Annotated in this window: 16 protein-coding genes; 9 read left to right on the top strand and 7 right to left on the bottom strand. The window is 72.2% G+C overall.

Features of this window, described 5'->3' with window-relative positions:
• Positions 1–36: 36 nt before the first annotated feature.
• From V5O40_RS22850 to V5O40_RS22840, 3 genes are all read left to right on the top strand, one after another.
• Positions 37–1,569, top strand: a complete 1,533-nt coding sequence (locus V5O40_RS22850) for an NADH-quinone oxidoreductase subunit M (protein WP_332907358.1) — start codon at positions 37–39, stop codon at positions 1,567–1,569.
• Between the two features lie 52 nt (positions 1,570–1,621).
• Complete coding sequence (nuoN, locus tag V5O40_RS22845; RefSeq protein ID WP_332907357.1) at positions 1,622–3,172, top strand: NADH-quinone oxidoreductase subunit NuoN; 1,551 nt, start codon at positions 1,622–1,624, stop codon at positions 3,170–3,172.
• A 91-nt stretch (positions 3,173–3,263) separates the two neighbouring features.
• Positions 3,264–4,349 (top strand): polyprenyl synthetase family protein, encoded by a 1,086-nt coding sequence (locus V5O40_RS22840; RefSeq protein WP_332907356.1) that lies wholly within the window; start codon positions 3,264–3,266, stop codon positions 4,347–4,349.
• A 116-nt stretch (positions 4,350–4,465) separates the two neighbouring features.
• Here the strand turns inward: V5O40_RS22840 and V5O40_RS22835 are convergent, their stop codons facing one another.
• A complete protein-coding gene (locus tag V5O40_RS22835; RefSeq protein WP_408631932.1) occupies positions 4,466–5,641 on the bottom strand; it encodes an MFS transporter in 1,176 nt (391 codons plus the stop codon).
• 154 nt (positions 5,642–5,795) lie between these two features.
• Here V5O40_RS22835 and V5O40_RS22830 point away from each other — a divergent pair, with 154 nt between their 5' ends.
• Positions 5,796–6,578, top strand: a complete 783-nt coding sequence (locus V5O40_RS22830; RefSeq protein ID WP_269740252.1) for an IclR family transcriptional regulator — start codon at positions 5,796–5,798, stop codon at positions 6,576–6,578.
• Between the two features lie 82 nt (positions 6,579–6,660).
• Here V5O40_RS22830 and V5O40_RS22825 read toward each other — a convergent pair whose 3' ends face one another.
• The gene (locus tag V5O40_RS22825) at positions 6,661–8,784 is read right to left on the bottom strand and encodes a PhoX family protein (protein WP_332907355.1); all 2,124 of its coding nucleotides are present in this window, start codon (positions 8,782–8,784) and stop codon (positions 6,661–6,663) included.
• A gap of 246 nt (positions 8,785–9,030) precedes the next feature.
• Here V5O40_RS22825 and V5O40_RS22820 point away from each other — a divergent pair, with 246 nt between their 5' ends.
• Both V5O40_RS22820 and V5O40_RS22815 read left to right on the top strand, forming a co-directional pair.
• Entirely contained in the window at positions 9,031–9,525 is a 495-nt protein-coding gene (locus V5O40_RS22820; protein WP_166458318.1) for a sigma-70 family RNA polymerase sigma factor, read from the top strand.
• A complete protein-coding gene (locus V5O40_RS22815; RefSeq protein WP_332907354.1) occupies positions 9,522–10,214 on the top strand; it encodes an anti-sigma factor family protein in 693 nt (230 codons plus the stop codon). The genes V5O40_RS22820 and V5O40_RS22815 overlap by 4 nt, the downstream gene beginning before the upstream one ends.
• A gap of 18 nt (positions 10,215–10,232) precedes the next feature.
• On the opposite strand, the gene rarD is transcribed toward V5O40_RS22815, so the two are convergent.
• The 4 genes from rarD to eccE all read right to left on the bottom strand — a co-directional run bounded on the left by rarD (position 10,233) and on the right by eccE (position 14,104).
• Positions 10,233–11,168 (bottom strand): EamA family transporter RarD, encoded by a 936-nt coding sequence (gene rarD, locus V5O40_RS22810; protein WP_332907353.1) that lies wholly within the window; start codon positions 11,166–11,168, stop codon positions 10,233–10,235.
• Entirely contained in the window at positions 11,165–11,662 is a 498-nt protein-coding gene (locus tag V5O40_RS22805; RefSeq protein ID WP_332907352.1) for a GNAT family N-acetyltransferase, read from the bottom strand. Before V5O40_RS22805 ends, rarD begins: the two co-directional genes overlap by 4 nt.
• A 129-nt stretch (positions 11,663–11,791) precedes the next feature.
• Entirely contained in the window at positions 11,792–12,178 is a 387-nt protein-coding gene (locus V5O40_RS22800; protein WP_164446481.1) for a phage holin family protein, read from the bottom strand.
• 45 nt (positions 12,179–12,223) lie between these two features.
• Positions 12,224–14,104 (bottom strand): type VII secretion protein EccE, encoded by a 1,881-nt coding sequence (gene eccE / locus V5O40_RS22795; protein WP_332907351.1) that lies wholly within the window; start codon positions 14,102–14,104, stop codon positions 12,224–12,226.
• Between the two features lie 238 nt (positions 14,105–14,342).
• Between eccE and V5O40_RS22790 the strand changes: the two genes are divergently transcribed.
• Complete coding sequence (locus tag V5O40_RS22790; RefSeq protein WP_332907368.1) at positions 14,343–14,663, top strand: WXG100 family type VII secretion target; 321 nt, start codon at positions 14,343–14,345, stop codon at positions 14,661–14,663.
• A gap of 25 nt (positions 14,664–14,688) precedes the next feature.
• Positions 14,689–14,982 carry a WXG100 family type VII secretion target gene (locus V5O40_RS22785; protein WP_169598998.1) on the top strand — a complete coding sequence of 98 codons (294 nt, stop codon included), beginning with the start codon at positions 14,689–14,691 and terminating at the stop codon, positions 14,980–14,982.
• Between the two features lie 38 nt (positions 14,983–15,020).
• On the opposite strand, the gene mycP is transcribed toward V5O40_RS22785, so the two are convergent.
• Complete coding sequence (mycP, locus tag V5O40_RS22780; protein WP_408631931.1) at positions 15,021–16,262, bottom strand: type VII secretion-associated serine protease mycosin; 1,242 nt, start codon at positions 16,260–16,262, stop codon at positions 15,021–15,023.
• A 151-nt stretch (positions 16,263–16,413) separates the two neighbouring features.
• Here mycP and V5O40_RS22775 point away from each other — a divergent pair.
• Positions 16,414–17,374: SseB family protein (locus V5O40_RS22775; protein WP_332907349.1), on the top strand; the 961-nt coding region annotated here is incomplete at its 3' end.

Here is a 17,374-nt window from a genome sequence, read left to right as displayed (position 1 = left end):
CGGACCGCACAGTGACGACGGAGGTAAGGCCGCATAATGTCCGACTTCCCGTTCCTCTCGGTGCTCACCGTGGCGCCGCTTGTCGGCGCCGTGGTCGTCGCCTTCCTGCCGCGCAGCCGGCCGACGCTGGCCAAGCAGGTCGCGCTCGGCTGGTCGCTGCTGGTGCTGGCGCTGTCGGTGGTCATGTGGGTGACCTTCCAGGTCGGTGGCGACCGGTTCCAGTTCCGCGAGTCGTACCCGTGGATCCCGAACTGGGGGGTCAACTTCACCTTCGCCGCCGACGGCATCGCGCTGGTCATGCTGATGCTGATCGCGGTGCTGGTGCCGCTGGTGATCCTGGCGTCCTGGCACGACGCGGAGTCCTCGAAGCGGTCGGTGCCGGTCTACTTCGCGTTGCTGCTCGTCCTCGAATGCACGATGATCGGCGTCTTCGCCGCGGCCGACGTCTTCCTGTTCTACGTGTTCTTCGAGGTCATGCTGGTGCCGATGTACTTCCTGATCGGTAGCTACGGCGGCCACCAGCGGCAGTACGCGGCGGTGAAGTTCTTCCTCTACTCGCTCGTCGGTGGTCTGTTCATGCTGGCCGCCGTGATCGGCCTGTGGGTGGTCGGCGGCAAGACCTTCGACTGGGTGGCGCTGTCGCAGGTGGACATCTCCACCGGCGCCGAGCGCTGGCTCTTCCTCGGGTTCTTCGTCGCGTTCGCGATCAAGGCACCGTTCTTCCCGTTCCACACCTGGCTGCCGGACGCCGGTGGCGCGGCGCCGGCCGGTGCCGCCGCGCTGCTGGTCGGCGTGCTGGACAAGGTCGGCACCTTCGGCATCCTGCGGTACTGCCTGCCGCTGTTCCCGGACGCGGCCCAGTGGTTCGCGCCGTGGGCGCTGGCCCTGGCGGTCATCGGGATCATCTACGCGGCGCTGCTGGCCGTCGGGCAGAACGACCTCAAGCGACTGGTGTCGTACACCTCGATCGCCCACTTCGGCTTCATCGGTGTGGGCATCTTCGCCTTCACCACCCAGGCGGGCACCGGCGCGGTGCTCTACATGGTCAACCACGGGCTCGCCACCGGGCTGCTCTTCCTGGTGGTGGGCATGCTGATCGCGCGCCGGGGCTCGGCGCTGGTAAGCGACTTCGGTGGCGCGGGCAAGCTGGTGCCGGTGCTGGCCGGCGTGCTCTTCTTCGCCGGTCTCGCCTCGCTTGCCCTGCCCGGCACCGCGCCGTTCGTCTCCGAGTTCCTGGTGCTGATCGGCACGTTCACGGTGAACAAGCCGGTCGCCGTGATCGCCACGCTGGGCATCATCCTGGCGGCGGCGTACGTGCTGTGGATGGTGCAGCGCACCACGCAGGGCACCCTGAACCCGGCGCTGACCGAGATCGACGGCATGAAGCGCGACCTCAACCTGCGCGAGAAGGTCGTCGTGGCCCCCCTGATCGCGCTGATCGTGGTGCTCGGCTTCTACCCGAAGCCGGTGACGGACGTGATCAACCCCGCCATCCAGGCGACCATGCAGGACGTCGGCCGGACCGACCCGGCCCCGTCGGTAGACACCGTCCAGGAGGCGAGCCGGTGAGCGCGAGGAGTGAGCTTGTGAGCCCCGCACTCGGGAACGAAAGGCTGGTCCAGTGACTGAGCTTGAACTGCCGCCGATCGACTACGCGGCGATCGCGCCGATCCTGATCATGCTGGGCGCGGCGGTCGTCGGAGTGCTGGTCGAGGCGTTCGTGCCCCGGCGGCTGCGGCACCCCGTGCAGCTGCCGTTGGCGCTGCTGGCGGTGCTCGCGGCGCTGACCATGGTGGTGGTCAACGCCGACAAGCGGGTGATCACCATCGGGGTGATCGCCGTCGACGGGCCGACGCTGTTCCTTCAGGGTGCGATCCTCGCGCTGTCGGCGGTGGCGCTGCTGCTGCTCGGCGAGCGGGTGGTCGAGCGGGGCGGTGCGTTCGTCGCGCAGGCCGCGGTGACCGCCGATTCGCCGGAGGACCGCCGGCAGGCGGAGAACGCCGGTGGCGCGGGCGAGGTGTACCCGCTCACCACCTTCGCGATCGGCGGCATGCTGATCTTCGTGTCGGCGAACGACCTGCTGACCATGTTCATCGCGCTCGAGGTGTTCTCGTTGCCGCTCTACCTGCTCTGCGCGCTGGCCCGTCGCCGGCGGCTGCTGAGCCAGGAGGCGGCGATGAAGTACTTCCTGCTCGGTGCGTACGCCTCGGCCTTCTTCCTGTTCGGCCTGGCGCTGATCTACGGCTTCACCGCCGGCCTGGGCGACCGGGTCGCCGGGGTGGACTTCGCCACCGTGAACGCGGCCGTGGCGAACTCGACGGCCAGCCCGGTGCTGCTCTTCGCCGGTATGGCGCTTGTCGCCATCGGTCTGCTGTTCAAGGCGGCGGCCGCTCCGTTCCACGTCTGGACGCCGGACGTCTACCAGGGTGCTCCGACGCCGTTGACCGGTTTCATGGCGGCCTGCACCAAGGTCGCCGCGTTCGGCGCCCTGCTGCGGGTGTTCCACGTGGCCTTCGAGGGGGCCCGGTGGGACTTCACCCCGGTGCTGGGTGCGGTGGCGGTGCTCACCATGCTGGTCGGCGCGCTGTTCGCGGTGACGCAGACCGACATCAAGCGGCTGCTGGCGTACTCGTCCATCGCCAACGCCGGCTACCTGCTCGTCGGTGTGCTCGCACCGGGCAGCGGAGGGCTTTCCGGCACGATGTTCTACCTGGTCGCGTACGGCTTCACGGTGCTGGCCGCGTTCGCGGTGGTGACCCTGGTGCGCGACGCCGACGGTGAGGCGACCCACCTGTCCCGCTGGGCCGGCCTCGGGCGGCGCTCGCCGGTCTACGCCGCCGTGTTCACCTTCGTCCTGCTGGCCTTCGCGGGTATCCCGATGACCAGCGGCTTCACCAGCAAGTTCGCGGTCTTCGGTCCGGCGCTGGACGGTGGGCAGGTCTGGCTGGTCATCGCGGGCGTGCTGACCAGCATGGTGCTGGCCTTCCCGTACCTGCGGGTCGTGGTGCTGATGTGGCTCTCCGAGCCGGGTGACGCGACGCCGACGGTGGCCGTGCCCGGTGGGCTCACCTCGGCCGCTCTGGTGATCGGGGTGCTCGCCACGCTGGTGCTCGGCGTCGCACCGGATCCGCTGCTCGACCTCGCCTCCTCGGCCGCCGACTTCGTCCGGTAACGGCTGACCTGCCGATCGAGGGCCGGACCACGCGCTGTGGGCCGGCCCTCGTCGCGTATCCCCGGTCCGCTGCAGGTCGAACGTGTGTGGCATGGTTGGAGGCGTGGTGATTAGGGGTGGCGAGGGTTCAGGTGTCACCGGCTCCGGTGGTCGCCGGAGCCGTTCCGGCGCGGGTCAGTTCGGCACGCTCGGCCTTCACCTCGGCGATCCGCGCAGTGAGGAATCCGTTCTCGGCGTGCTGGCGGCGGTCGAGGCGGAGCTGCTGGCGAGCATCGCCAGCGCCGACCCGTTCGTCACCGAGGCGGCCCGGCACCTGGTGGAGGCCGGCGGTAAGCGGTTCCGGCCGCTGCTGGTGGCCCTGGGCGCCCAGTTCGGCGACCCGACCCGCGCCGAGGTCGTCTCGGCGGCCGTGGTGGTGGAGCTGACCCACCTGGCCACGCTCTACCACGACGACGTGATGGACGAGGCTTCGGTGCGCCGTGGCGCACCCAGCGCAAACTCCCGGTGGACCAACTCCGTCGCCATCCTGGTCGGCGACTACCTCTTCGCCCGGGCCGCGGACGTGGCGGCCGAGCTGGGCCCCGAGGCGGTACGCCTCCAGGCGCGTACGTTCGCCCGGCTGGTGCACGGGCAGATCGCCGAGACCATCGGCCCGCGGGCCGGTGACGACCCGGTGGCGCACTACCTGCGGGTGATCGCCGAGAAGACCGGCTCCCTGATCGCCACGAGCGTGCATTTCGGAGCGCAGTTCAGCGGGGCCGCCCCGAAGCAGGTGGCGGCGCTGGCCGGGTACGGCGAGACCATCGGGGTGGCCTTCCAGCTCTCCGACGACCTGCTCGACATCGCCAGCGAGTCGACCGAGTCGGGCAAGACACCCGGCACCGACCTGCGGGAGGGCGTGCCCACCCTGCCGGTGCTCTACGCCCTCGCCGGCGACGACGCGGACGCCGCCTCCGTGCGGTTGCGGGAGATCCTGGCCACCGGACCGCTGACCGACGACGCCCTGCACGCCGAGGCGCTCGGCCTGCTCCGCGAGAGCCCGGCGCTCAAGCGCGCCCGCGAGACCGTCCGCAGCTACGCCGAGGACGCCCGCGCCCGACTGGCACCCCTGCCCGCCGGCCCGGCCCGCCGCGCCCTCGAATCCCTCTGCGACCACATCGCCGACCGCACCAGCTGACCCACCCCACCGGCCCACCCGCCACCGCGTTGATCAAGAAGTTCTGGTCGCCGTCCGGGCGGATCCAGACGCAAACTTCTTGGTCAACGTGACCGGGGGCGGGCGTGGGGGTGGGGTCAGCGGGGGGCGAGGAGTGGGGTGGCGGTGAGCATGAGGGCGGCGGCGGCGAGCATCGCGGCGGCGGCGGCCAGCCACATCGCGGGGTAGCCGGCCGCGGCGGCCAGCGGGCCCAGGGCGAGCGGGCCGACACAGCCGCCGGCGTACACCCCGGTCTGGGTGATCGAGGTGGCGGCGGCCGGTGCCTGCGGATGTAGTTGGACCACCGCGAAGTTCATCAGCCCGGGCCAGGACCAGCCGAGACCGAAGCCGAGCACCACGCCGACCACAAGCGGGCCGGGGCCGGCCGCGGCGAGCAGGCCCAGCCCCAGCGCGCCGGCCACCAGCAGACCGGCGATCACCGCGACGTGTCCGCCGGTGCGGCGGTCGGCCAGCCAGCCGATCCCGATCCGGGCCGCGACGCAGACCGCGCTGCCGAGGGTCAGGGTGAGCCCGGCCATGCCCGGGTTGAGACCCCGGTCCACCGAGGCGTCGACCACGAAGGTGCCCAGGGCGTTCGCCGCCCCCGCGGCCAGGGTCGCGGCCACCCCGACCAGGATCAGTCCCGGCCTCGCGCCGCCGGTCCGTCCGGTGCGCCGCCGGGCCGGCTGGGCGTCCTGTGCGGACACGGCCGGCAGCGCGGCGAGTGCCGCACCGGCTGCCGCCACGAAGGCCCAACGCCAACCGACGGTCAGCGCGAGGGTGGGTACCGCCACGCCGGCGAGCAGCGTGGAGACCGGGATGGCAGCCTGCTTGACGCCGAACGACAGGCCCTGCCGGCGGGGCGGGACGTGCCGGGCGAGCAGGGCGTTGCTGGACAGTTGGCCGAGCGCGTTCGCGGTGCCCGCGACGGCGAGCAGACCGACGAGCACCGGATACGACCTGGCCACCACCGCCACGGCCAGCAGGGCGGCGGCGGACACTCCGATGCCGGCCCGGGCCACCACGGCCGCACCCCACCGTTCCACGAGCGCCCCCGACGGCACCGAGGCGAGGGCACCGACGCCGAAGTAGACCGCCACGACAAGGCCCAGGCCGGCGGGAGAGAAGCCCAACTCCTCCCGCATCTGCACGGCGAGGCCGCCGACCAGGAAGACCGGCAGCACGCAGACGATCGTGACGGTGACCGCGATCGCACTGGCCCGGATGGGTCGTGCGGCGGTTGCCGAGGTATGCGCAGGGGCGATGTGGGTCATGGTGCGGCCAACCTACGCCAGCCGCATCGCGGCGACGGAAAGTGAGGTGAACCTCACATCGAGTGTTCGGGAACCTTGGATCATCCACCCGATCAGGCGTTTCGCGGCGGGCCGCTTTTTCATATGGTGTAAGTCCCCGGTGGCGGAGGTGGTTGTGCGTGACCCCCTGGCGGAACCTTCGGACCTGATCCGAAGTGTCTCCCGCGCGCTTCGAGTGCTCGAGTCGGTCGGTCGTGCCCCACGGGGCCTGACGGTCAAACAGATCGCCCGCCGCTGTGAGCTGACCGTGGCCACCACGTACCACCTGGTTCGCACCCTCGCGTACGAGGGCTACGTGATCCGTCGGGAGGACGGCACGTACATCGTGGGGCTGGAGGTGGCCGACCGCTACCGCGAGCTGGTCTCCGCGTTCCGCGGCTCACCGGCGATCGGGGAGAGCCTGCGTCGGGCCGCCCTGGAGACCGGCTGGAGTCATTTTCTGGGCCGGTTCGTGGGTGGCCAGGTGGCGATCACCGCGGTGGCGGAGGGCAACCGGTCGCCGTACCTGGAGGATCTCGTTCCCGGGTTCGACGAGGGTGCCCACGCCACCGCACTCGGCAAGGCCCTGCTCGCCACGCTCACCGCCGAACAGCGCCACCGCTATCTGCGCGAGTACGGCATGCGTCCGTTCACCAGCGCCACCCTCACCACCCCTGAGGCCTTCGAGGCCGACCTGTCGGCGGGGGAGCGGCGCGGGATGCAGTTGGAGCTGGGCCAGTTCCGGCAGGGCGTGGCCTGCGCCGCCGTCCTGGTTAGCCCGGACAAGGACATGGAACGGCGGACGGTGCTTGCCTGTGCGCTGCCGGCCAGCGAGATGATGACCTCCGCCCGGGTGGTCCGGACGAAACTGCTCACCGCGGCCCGCACCATCGCCGACGGCCTGGCCGCCGACAACTGATCGTCGCCGCCCGCCGAGACGGCCCCCTCCCTGGTGGGGAGGGGGCCGTCGGATCGGCGGCCGGCGCGGTGCCGGGGCGGGGTCAGCTACCGACCGGTCCGCCGTCCAGCCGCCAGGTCACCACCACGCCCGGCTTGGCGTAGTCGCCGTCGGGCCAGGTGGAGGCCGGGTTGTCGACCGTGGCACCGGTGATCTCACCCGGGTGCTGTACGGCCACGAAGACCGAGCGGTTGTCCTCGGTGATGAACGGACCGCAGGTCTCCGCACCGACCGGCACGGTCAGGAACTGCTTGAGGTGGCCGCGCTCGGGGCCTTCGGTCGCGGTGGCGAAGAGGCCGTCGTTGCTGCCCAACGCGTTGCCGTCGGTGGAGATCCAGAGGTTGCCGGTGGCGTCGAACGCCACGTTGTCCGGGCAGGAGATCGGCGAGACCTTGGTCTTGTCGTACCCGGCGAAGTAGGTCGACGGGTCCGCCGGGTCGCCGCAGACGATCGGCAGCGACCACGTGAACGTGTCGTTGGTGTTGTCGCCCCGGTCCTCGACCAGCTCCAGGATCTGCCCGTGTCGGTTGGCGGTACGCGGATTGGCCTCGTCCGGCGCCGGGTTGCTGCCGACCCCACGGTTGGAGTTGTTGGTCAGCGCCACGTACACCTTGCCGGTGAGCAGGCTCGGCTCGACGTCCTCCGGACGGTCCATCTTGGTCGCACCGACCTTGTCCCCGGCGAACCGGGTGAAGGTCAGCACCTCGGCGGCGGTCATCCCGTCCACGTAGGAGCGGTTGCCGCTGACCAGCTTGATCCAGCGGCCCCGGCCGTTGAAGGCACCGTCGCTGGGCAGGGTGCCGGAGCCGTCGATCTCACCGGCGCTGGTCTGGTCGAGCTTGGCGACGTATAGGGTGCCCGACTCCAGCAGCGTGAGGTTGTGCTTGCGGGCGACCCAGGAGTCACCCTTCATGAACTTCTTGTCCGAGACGAACTTGTACAGGTAGTCGAAGCGCTCGTCGTCGCCCATGTACGCGACCACGTGCCCGTTGCGCGCGACGATGACGTTCGCGCCCTCGTGCTTGAACCGGCCGAGCGCGGTGTGCTTACGCGGGCGGCTCTCCGGGTCGAACGGATCGATCTCCACGACCCAGCCGTGCCGGTTCGCCTCGTTCGGGTGCTTGGCGAGGTCGAAGCGTTCGGCGGCCCGGTCCCACTTGCGGCTGCCGCTCGGGTAGCGGGCGGTGGTGCTGATCCCGTAGCGGGCCAGTCGGGCCTTCTCGGCCTCCGGCGCCGCGTCGCCGCCGACGAAGTACTGGTTGAAGTTCTCCTCACCGGAGAGCACCGTGCCCCAGGGGGTGACGCCACCGGCGCAGTTGTTGAGCGTGCCGATGACCGTACGACCCTTCGGGTCCGCGGCCGTCTTCACGAACGACGAGCCGGCGGCCGGGCCGGTCAGCTCGAACTTGCTGCTCAGCGCGTCGACGCGACGGTTGTACGGCCGGCGGCCGGAGTCGACGACCTGCCACTGACCGGTGCCGGCGACCCGCTCGATCTCCACCACGGACATGCCGTGTGCGGCCATGGCCACCTTCACCTGCTCGACGCTGAGCGCGTCCTGACTGGTGAAGCCCGGGAACATCAGGTCCTCGTTGGTGTACTCGTGGTTGACCACGAGCAGTGCCCGCTTGCCACGCCTGTCCAGCGGAAGCACGCCGACGAAGTCGTTGTTGTAGCCGAACTGCTTGGCCTGGGCGGCGGCGGTCTGCCGGCGCAGGTTGAACTCCGGCGCACCGGGCACCACCGGGTCACCCCAGCGGATGACGACGGCGTGGTCGTAGCCGTTCGGCACGACGAACGTGTCGAGGGTGTTCGGCGGGATCGGCTTGAAGCTCAGGGCACCGCTGCCCGGACGACGGCCGGCCGCCGTCGGCTGACCCGCCGGCGGCACCGGGGGGACCGGGGCCGCGGCGGCGGGGGCCGCACCGGCCAGCGCGCCGGCCGTGCCGCCGCTGAAACCGAGCACCAGGGCGCCGACCGCCCCGGCGCGGACCACACCGCGGCGGCTGACCTCGGCGTTCACCACGTCACCGAAGTACGCGTTGTCGGAGGTGTTGGGTACCGGATGGTCACAGGCGTTGCCGCAGCGGTACAGGCAGGTCATGGCGTCGCGGCTGCCGTGGCGAGGGGTGCCCAGCAGCGGGAGCAGCCGGGGACGGTCGCTCATGGGGAGGATCCTCCTGAGGGTCGGTGCACGTCGGTGCAGGTCACCGACGCGTACCCGCCGGACGCTAGGGCGGCGCGGTGAGCGTGGGTCGGCGTCGATGTGAACCAGCGATGAACTCCATCCCCGGGAATCCCAGGTTGAGCTGGGAATGAACCGTTCGGCGTGACAGCACGTATCTCTGGTCGTAACACCGCGCCCGCTCGCGCCGAGAGCGAGGAGAAGACCATCAGCGACCACGACGCCCACCTGCTGCGCGCCCTGCACGACGAGCATGCCGAGGCGCTGTACGCGCACGCGCTGCGGCTGGTCAACGGCGACCGGCAGCGCGCCGAGGACCTGGTGCAGGAGACGCTGCTGCGGGCCTGGCGGCATCCGGAGTCGCTTGATCCCCGGCGTGGTTCGGTGCGCGCCTGGCTCTTCACCACCGCTCGCAACCTGGCGATCGACGCCTGGCGGCGACGGTCCACCCGGGTCGGCGAGATCTACACCGACGAACTTCCCGAGCCGCCGGAGGTCGTCGACGAAACCGAGCGAGCCGTCGAGGCGTGGACGGTCGCGGAGGCCCTCAACCGGCTCAGTCCCTCGCACCGCGACGTCCTGGTGGAATGCTTCTACCAGGGGCGGTCGGTCTCCGAGGCGGCGTCGCGGCTGGGGGTTCCGCCGGGCACGGTGAAGTCCCGCACTCACTACGCGCTGCGCTCCCTGCGGCTGGTCCTGGCCGAGATGGGGGTGACCGGATGAACCGTTGCGAGTTCGCGTACGACGACGGGGCGTACGTGCTGGGCGCGCTTTCCCCAGCCGACCGGGTGGCCTACGAACGGCATCTCGCCGACTGCCCGGCCTGCCAGCAGTCGGTCTCCGAGATCGCCGTGCTGCCCGGCCTGCTCGGCCGGTTGGATCCGGCCAGCCTGGAACAGTTCCTCCCGCCGCCGGAGAACCCCCGGGTGCCCGAGCTGCTCAACGTCGCCCGGGAGCGTCGACGTCGTGAGCGGCAGGCCGGTCGGCTGCGATACGCGGTCATCGGGTTGGCCGCCGCCGCGTTCGCCCTGGTGGTCGGCTTCGGGGTGGCCATATTGCTGCCCGGGCAGGTGCCGACCGGGCCGGGAACCCAGGTGCGGATGGTGCAGATGCAGCCGGTCGCCGGAACGGTGCCGGTGCATGCCGAGATCGGGCTGACCGGCACCGACTGGGGCACCGAGGTGACCATGCACTGCGGCTACGACGAGCGGGCCGGGTACGGCAAGGCGAACGCCTTCCGGCTGGTGGCGCACGCCGGGGACGGCTCGCAGGAGCAGATCGGCTCCTGGCTGGCCGCCCCCGGCGACGACCTGCGGATCACCGGGGCGACCCGGTTCACCAACGCCGAACTGGTCCGGCTGGAACTGATCCGTGCCGACGGCACTCCGGTGCTCGCCTACGAGGTCCGCTGAGCCGGACGGCGGGCGACCTCAGCGGCCGGTGGCGACCGCCGCAGTGGCGGGCACGGTGGCGTCCAGGCGCAGCCGCCGGGTGTGCCGGGCCTGGCGCACGGCGTCGGCGGTGAAGACGATCAGCGCGAGCCAGACCAGGGCGAAGCCGGCCAGCCGGGCCGGCGGCATCGGCTCGTGGAAGATCAGTACGCCGCAGCCGAGCTGGAGGATCGGCGCCACGTACTGGAGCATGCCGAGGGCGGTCAGCGGCAGCCGGTTGGCGGCGCCGGCGAAGAGCAGCAGCGGGATGGCGGTCAACGCACCGGCGAGCACCAGCAGGGCCGTGTGCCCGGCCGAGACGTGGCCGAACGCGGCGTCACCGGTGGCGGCGAGCCAGCCGAGGTAGCCCACGGCGGGCAGCGACAGCACGGCCGACTCGACGAACAGCCCCTCCGCCGCGGGCAGGCCGAGACGCTTCTTCACCAGGCTGTATCCGCCGAAGGAGAACGCCAGGATGAGCGCGAGGTACGGCAGCCGACCGTAGTCGACGGTGAGCACGGCCACGGCCAGGGCACCGACGCCGAGCGCCGACCACTGCGCCGGGCGCAGCCGCTCGCGCAGCACCAGCACCCCGAGCAGGACCACCACCAGCGGGTTGATGAAGTAGCCGAGGGCGGTCTCCACCACCCGGTCGGAGTTGACGCCGTAGATGTAGGTGAACCAGTTGACCGCGATCAGCGTGGCGGCGGCACCGATCCCCGCGAGGGTCCGGGGCCGGCGCAGCAGGGACCGCAGGAAGCCGACGTTGCGCAGCGCGACGAGCAGCAGCGCGACGAAGGCGACGGACCACACCACCCGGTGGGCCAGGATCTCCAGCGGACCGGCCGGGCGGAGCAGCTTGAAGTAGAGCGGAAAGAACCCCCACAGCAGGTACGCACCGAGTCCGTAGAGGTAGCCGAGGCGGAGCGACGTCACGGCTCCACCGTAAGGGGCGTACCGGGTTGTCGATCCTTGCTGGTGAGCGGACTCACGGCCGGCTCGCGCCGGTCGAGCTCCATGCACCGGTCGGCGGGTACGGCGCCGAAGCCGACCTTCGCGTACACCCCGTGCGCGTCGTTGGTGGCCAGCAGGATCCGGCGTACGCCGAGCTCGGCCAGGTGGTCACGGACCGCGCCCGCCAGCCAGGTGCCCAGCCCGCGACCCCGCTCGGCCCGGTCGACGTAGACGTCGCAGAGGTAGCCGAAGGTGGCCCGGTCGGTGACGACCCGGGCGACGCCGACCTGCCGGCCGTCCGCCGGCCGGTACACGCCGAAGCCGAGGGAGCCGGCGAACGCCCGCGTCACCGTCTCCCGGTCCCGCCCGAGCGCCCAGTACGCGTCCCGGCTGAGCCAGCCGTGCACGAGATCCAGGTCGAGCCGGGCCGGATCGGTGCTGATCGTGTAGCCGTCAGTGCGGGCGAGAGTGAACACCCGGTCGAAGCTAGTGCCTCGGCGTGGCCGTTTCCGCAGCCAATTCCCGCGATATGGCCGGCGGGACCGCCCTGCCGGGGTGGCCACCGTCGGGCGGCGACCACCGGCAGGGTCGGTGCCGTGCCTCGGTCAGTCGCGGTCGAGGATGGCGCCGAGGATCCAGGTGACGATCCCGACGAAGAGCGCACCCAGTACCGCGGCCGGCCAGAAGCCGTCGACGTCGAAGGGCAGCCCCGCCTGATCCGCGATCCAGCCGGTGAGCAGGAACAGCAGACCGTTCACCACGAGTGCGATCAGACCGAGGGTGAGCAGGTAGAAACCGCAGCCGACGGTCTTGATGATCGGCTGGAGCACCCCGTTGACGACCCCGAAGATGACCGCGACGAGGATCAGGGTCAGGATCGTCTCGGAGATCGATTCCGTGTCGAGCGAGATGCCGGGAATGAGCAGTGTGGCCAGCCAGAAGGCCACCGCCGTGGCGCCGACCCGGATCAGTAGACCTTTCAGAAAACCCATGGCGGGCATGGTGCCACGGCGGACGCACGGGCGGAACCCGCGAGATCACCCTGCTCGGTCGATGGCTCGGGCGTCGATGAGCTGCGCCTCGATCGGGGTACGGGCGAGCAGTGCCCACCGCAGGGCGCGTCGGTTGACCACGGCGAGCATGTCGTGCCGGCTGCGGGTCAGCGACTCCGCCGCGTCGCCCAGCCCCAGCACGTTGCCGGCTACGGTGGCTTCCGCTCGGCTGAGCGGCTGGAACACCGCCAGATCGACCCGGCCCAACGCGTCCGCGTCGGCGGGGGTCAGCACGTCACGGACCAGCAACGTGGTGTGCCAGGCGGTGCCCGGGCGGGGACCGGCCGGCGGTGGTGCGTCCAGCACCACGAGCACCGGGGCGAGCGGCGTGCCGGGCGCTCCGGTGACCGGGCGGCCCGGTGGTACCAGCGAAACAGGCCCACCCGGCACACCGGTGCCCCGGAGGAACCGAGCCCAGGCGTGCGGCCGGGCCGTCTGGACGATCACCCGGGCACCGAGCGCCATCGCGCGCACGGCGACCAGTTGGGCGACGGACACCCCACCGACGATCATCAGCCGGGTGCTCTCCGGCCGGAACAGCCGGACCGTGACGGCGTCGCCGTGCCGGTTGACGCCGAGCACCAACCCGGCACCGCCGAACGGCACCTCCCGCACCAGGTCCACGGCACCGTCCGGCGCCACCCGCGTCGGGTACCGGGCACCGGTCAGCAGCGGTGTCCCGGGCCGGGCCAACGGAAGCGTTGCGGCGAGCCCGTCCAACTGCCGGCCGTCGAGCCGTTCCACCGTCACGCCCTCGGCGACCGCCGTCCGCCGCAACTGCCGGGCCGCGTCGGACAACTCGGCGGGTGTTGCCGCGGCCAGCCGGACGAGCAGCCCGCTCGCCGTCGGCCGCTCCGCCCCGGCGGGCAGCGACACCGTGATCGCGGTGGCCGGCAGCGTCCACAGCCGGGGCACGAGTCCGGCCGCTCGCCCGCCCGGCCAGCGGCTCAACCAGAAGGTGGTCTGCAGCAGGTCGCCGCAGCGGACCGCCTGCCAGGACTCCCGGACCGGACGTCCGTCGTGGTGGGCGAACTCGGCGAGCACCCGCCGGATCGGTTGCTCGCCCATCGGGCGTACGGTCATCGGTCGCAGCCGCCGGACGATCCGTCGCACGGTGCCCGCGAGGGCGTGCCGCAGCGCCTCCTCCGGCCAGCCGCGCGCCCGCGACACCCGCACCGCCAGCACCGCCCGTTCCCGCCCGGCCAGCTGTCCGTCGGTGAGCTGGCGGTACGAGACGGCCGCCGCACCGCCGCCGGCACCGACCGCCGGTGCCGGCGTGCCGGTCAGGAGAAGTTGTACGCGTACCGGCGGCCCCGGGTCGGTCTCCGCCGGAAGCAGCGACGCGGGCGCCGGTAGTGGCTGCTCGCGGTCACCGAGCAGGTCGGCCGGGTCGCCGATCTCCAGCAGCGCCACCAGGCCGCCCGGATCGTCCAGCACCGCGGCGGAACCACCGACCAGCTCGGCGCGACGGATCACGGTGTCGGGGTTCACCAGGTCGAGCAGCTCGGTCGGGCCGTCAACGGGTCTGGCCGCGCGCCGCCGGGCCAGGAAGCCGACGCCGATGACCAGCCACTCGTGCAGCCATCGTCGGCGGACCCGGCTCCAGGTCACGGTGAGCAGCACGGCCGCCGCGAGTGTCGTGGCGGCCGTCGCCAGGTGACCCCGGCTCGCGACCACGACGATTGCCGCCGCCGCCAGCTGGGTGGTGACGATCTGCCCGGACCGAACTGGGGTCGAGTGCCACCGAAGCGCGGACCGTCGCCGTGGCCCGGTGGGGCGGATCCGGCGGGCGGAGCCGGACGACGGGTCGTCGGAGGGCAGGCGGCCGGCCGCCTCCGGGCGGGTCGGGGTGAGGGTCGCCGCCACCGCGCCTCCCTTCGACCGTCACCGATCGCGACATCGACGACGCCCATGGTAGTTACCGGCGGCCGAGCGCGTTATCCACAGGGGAGCGAGGTGGGGTAGCAGAACCGCGACCGTGTCGCTACTCTCAGCGACGAGTTCTCGTTGGCCCATCCCGCGTCGTGCTTCCCCTCCGGCGTCGTGGGCGGTGCGCTTCCGCCGCAGGGCCAGCCACGATCGAGGAGACGAGGTGACGTCCAAGGTGTCCCAGACCCAGGCAGAGGCCGCGGTGATGCAGCAGACCGCGGCGAAGTTCGAGCAGACCGACCAGTCGTTGCAGTCGATGCTCAGTGGACTGCTGGTCCAGCTGGAGATCCTCCAGCAGGCCTGGCGCGGGGCTGGTGGCCGGTCGTTCGAGCAGGTCAAACGGAAGTGGGCGGAGGACCAGGCCGGGCTTCAGCAGGCGCTGCGGGAGACGGCGGGGGCGATCCGCACCGCCGGCACCCGGTACGACGCGTCGGACACCGGGGCGGCTGCCCGGGTGGCGGCCACCAACCGTGGCGGCATCCAACTGCCGCTCTAGCCCACGACGCAGGGAGAAGAATCCGATGGAGCACGGTGTGCTGGTCGTCAACTTCGCCGCGCTGCAACAGGCCAGCGCGGACATTCAGCGAGCGCTGAACACGCTCGACGCGCAGCTCGGCCAGTTGGAGCGCGACGCGGCGCCGCTGGTGGCCAGTTGGTCCGGTACGGCACAGCAGGCCTACGAGCAACGGCAGGCGCGGTGGCGGAACGCCTCGCAGGACCTCCAGGCGATGTTGCGGGACATCAAGCTCGCGGTCGACGAGTCCGCGGCCGACTACCTCGACACCGAGAAGCGGAACACCGGCCTGTTCCAGTGAACCGCCGCGCACCGACCACGGGGTGACGCCGACCGGCGTCACCCCGTGTCGTGGCCGTGGTCGGCTGGACGCCACCGTCGGCGTAACCCTCCGGGCACCACCACCGCGGCCAGCACGACGGCGGCGACGAGCGGCAGGCCCGCGCCGGTGAGCAGCAGTGCCCGGTTCCGGGCGTCACGTCGACGGTCGTGCTGTGCCAACAGAGTTGGATCGGGCCGGTCGTCGGCCAGCCCGGTCGCCGGCCGCGCGTGCCTCGGCACCGCCACGGTCTCGGTCACCGCCCGGTACGGATTGAGCACCCCCGACCCGTACCCGTCGCCGGGGGCCGGATCGGCGGTGGCGACGATCCGCCGGGCCACCTCCAGGGCACCGAGGTCGGGGCGGTACTGGCGCAGCAGGGCGGCGGTGGCGGCGACGAAGGGTGCCGCGTAGCTGGTGCCGGCGGCACTGCGGTGACCGCTCCCGGGCGCGGCGACCAGCACGTCGAGACCGGGAGCGACGAGATCCACGTGCGTGCCGGGCTGCGAGAAGTCGGCCCGCCGCCCGTCCGCACCGACCGCGCCGACCCCGAGCACTCCGTCATAGGTGGCCGGGTACGGACGTCGTCGGCCGTCGGCGGACCCGTTGCCGGCGGCGGCCACCACGACCACGTCCCGGCTGAGCGCGTACCCGACCGCGGCCCGGACCGCGGAATGGTCGGCGTAGAGCACCACGGAGAGGTTGACCACGGTGGCGCCCTGGTCGACCGCCCAGCGGATGGCCCGGCCGAGATCCCGGGGCGTCGCGGTGCGTCCCGTCCCCCGCCCGTCCACGACCTGCTGTTCACTGACCCGGATCGGCAGGATCCGGGCCTTGGGTGCGAGCCCTCGGAAGGCCGTCCCGTCGCGGGGCGCCGCGGCGATGATGCTCGCCACGCCGGTGCCGTGCCCGACGCAGTCCAGGCCGCCGTCGCCGCCGGCATCGAGCAGGTCGGTGCCGGCGAGCACCCGCCCGGCGAGTTGCGGATGCGCTCGGTCCACGCCCGAGTCGACCACCGCCACGGTCACCCCGGAGCCGGTGGCCAGTCGGGCGAGCCGCTCCGGGGCGTACCGTTGCTGCGCCCAGGGGGCCGCGGAGGTCGGTCCGGCCGGAGCCGGTGGCGAAGCGCAGGCCGGCGCGGCGCGGGCCGGGGTCATCGCGACGGCCGTCATCGGGCCGGCCAGCAGGACTGCGGCCAGACCCGTCAGAAGGCCAGAGGGGCGCCGATGACCTCTTCGGCGCACACCGCGCGTCCGGTACATCGACCGCCTCCGTATCGTGTCGACACCGGAACGGGATGTTATCGGTTGCTGGTGAACCGGGCGGGCCACCGACGGCCTGACATTGTGATCTTGCAATCACCTTGTAGGTTGTACCCGACACCTATGGCTGTGCCCGGGAGGAGGGGTGGCCGTGACCGACTGGGAGCCGGCCACCGGGGCCGAGGCGGCGATGCGAGACGCGCTGCACGGCAATGACCAGCAGCTTTACTTCCGGATCTTGTCCGGTGTCGAGTTGCTGCTGCCGGTCTCCGCACAGGCGGCCGCGGGGCGGACACCGGTTGGCTGGGGCACGTGGACAACCGGCGGCCGGACGCACGTGCTGGCGTTCACCTCCGCCGAGGCGATGCGGGCCTGCCTCGGTGAGCACGCCGGGCCCAGTCGACGCACCGGATACGCGGAACTCGCCGCGAGCTGGCCGAACCACGAGTGGTGGCTGGCGGTGAACCCGGGCCTGCCCATCGAGGGCTATCTGCCCGCCTGGTACGTCTCCCAGCTGTCCCGAGGCGATGTCCGGCTACCCGGCCGTACGGTGGGTGCCCGCGCCCGGTTGGAACGTGTGGAGGCGCTTAACCGGGCCCGCGACGCCGCCTCGGCGTCATCCGCCCCGGCGACGCCGAACCCGCCCGCCCCACCGCGCTCGCCGGGTCCGGTCCGACCGACACAGCTCTCCCCGGCACCACCGGTGGTGCCGGCGGCCTTCCACCTTCCCGAGGTGCCGCCGGCGGCGTCGAGCACGGTCGCCCGCCCCCGCCCGGACCTCGCCGACCGGTCACCCGGCCCCGCTGCCCGCCCGGCACCACCCGACAGCAGCGGGCTGGGACGTGCCGACGCCCAGCGGCTGGGTGGTCTGGGTGCTGCCCGACCCGACGGCCCCGGCACCGTGGGCGGCGCGTCACCACGACGGCCGGCACCGGGCCGTACGGAGGAACCGACGTCGGGCGGGCCCGGATGGCCCACCGCGCCGGACCGGTCCGGCGCGCCCACCAACGGCGCTCCGGCCGGCTCCCAGCCGACGGGTCAGCGATCCATCTTCGAGCCGGCGAACGGTCGCTCGCCGCATCGCGGTGACCGCCGCGCCGACCGGGCAGCAC

The organism is Micromonospora palythoicola (genome assembly GCF_036689795.1).
GTDB lineage: Bacteria > Actinomycetota > Actinomycetes > Mycobacteriales > Micromonosporaceae > Micromonospora > Micromonospora palythoicola.
The sequence above is the reverse complement of the archived record's forward strand: the minus strand, read 5'-3'. Positions and strand labels throughout refer to the sequence as shown.

Coding starts and splice junctions, on each gene's coding strand:
- V5O40_RS22850 (WP_332907358.1), top strand. CDS start 37: ATGTCCGACTTCCCGTTCCTCTCGGTGCTCACCGTGGCGCCGCTTGTC.
- V5O40_RS22835 (WP_408631932.1), bottom strand. CDS start 5,641: ATGACCCACATCGCCCCTGCGCATACCTCGGCAACCGCCGCACGACCC.
- V5O40_RS22840 (WP_332907356.1), top strand. CDS start 3,264: ATGGTTGGAGGCGTGGTGATTAGGGGTGGCGAGGGTTCAGGTGTCACC.
- V5O40_RS22815 (WP_332907354.1), top strand. CDS start 9,522: ATGAACCGTTGCGAGTTCGCGTACGACGACGGGGCGTACGTGCTGGGC.
- V5O40_RS22800 (WP_164446481.1), bottom strand. CDS start 12,178: ATGGGTTTTCTGAAAGGTCTACTGATCCGGGTCGGCGCCACGGCGGTG.
- V5O40_RS22825 (WP_332907355.1), bottom strand. CDS start 8,784: ATGAGCGACCGTCCCCGGCTGCTCCCGCTGCTGGGCACCCCTCGCCAC.
- V5O40_RS22785 (WP_169598998.1), top strand. CDS start 14,689: ATGGAGCACGGTGTGCTGGTCGTCAACTTCGCCGCGCTGCAACAGGCC.
- mycP (WP_408631931.1), bottom strand. CDS start 16,262: ATGTACCGGACGCGCGGTGTGCGCCGAAGAGGTCATCGGCGCCCCTCT.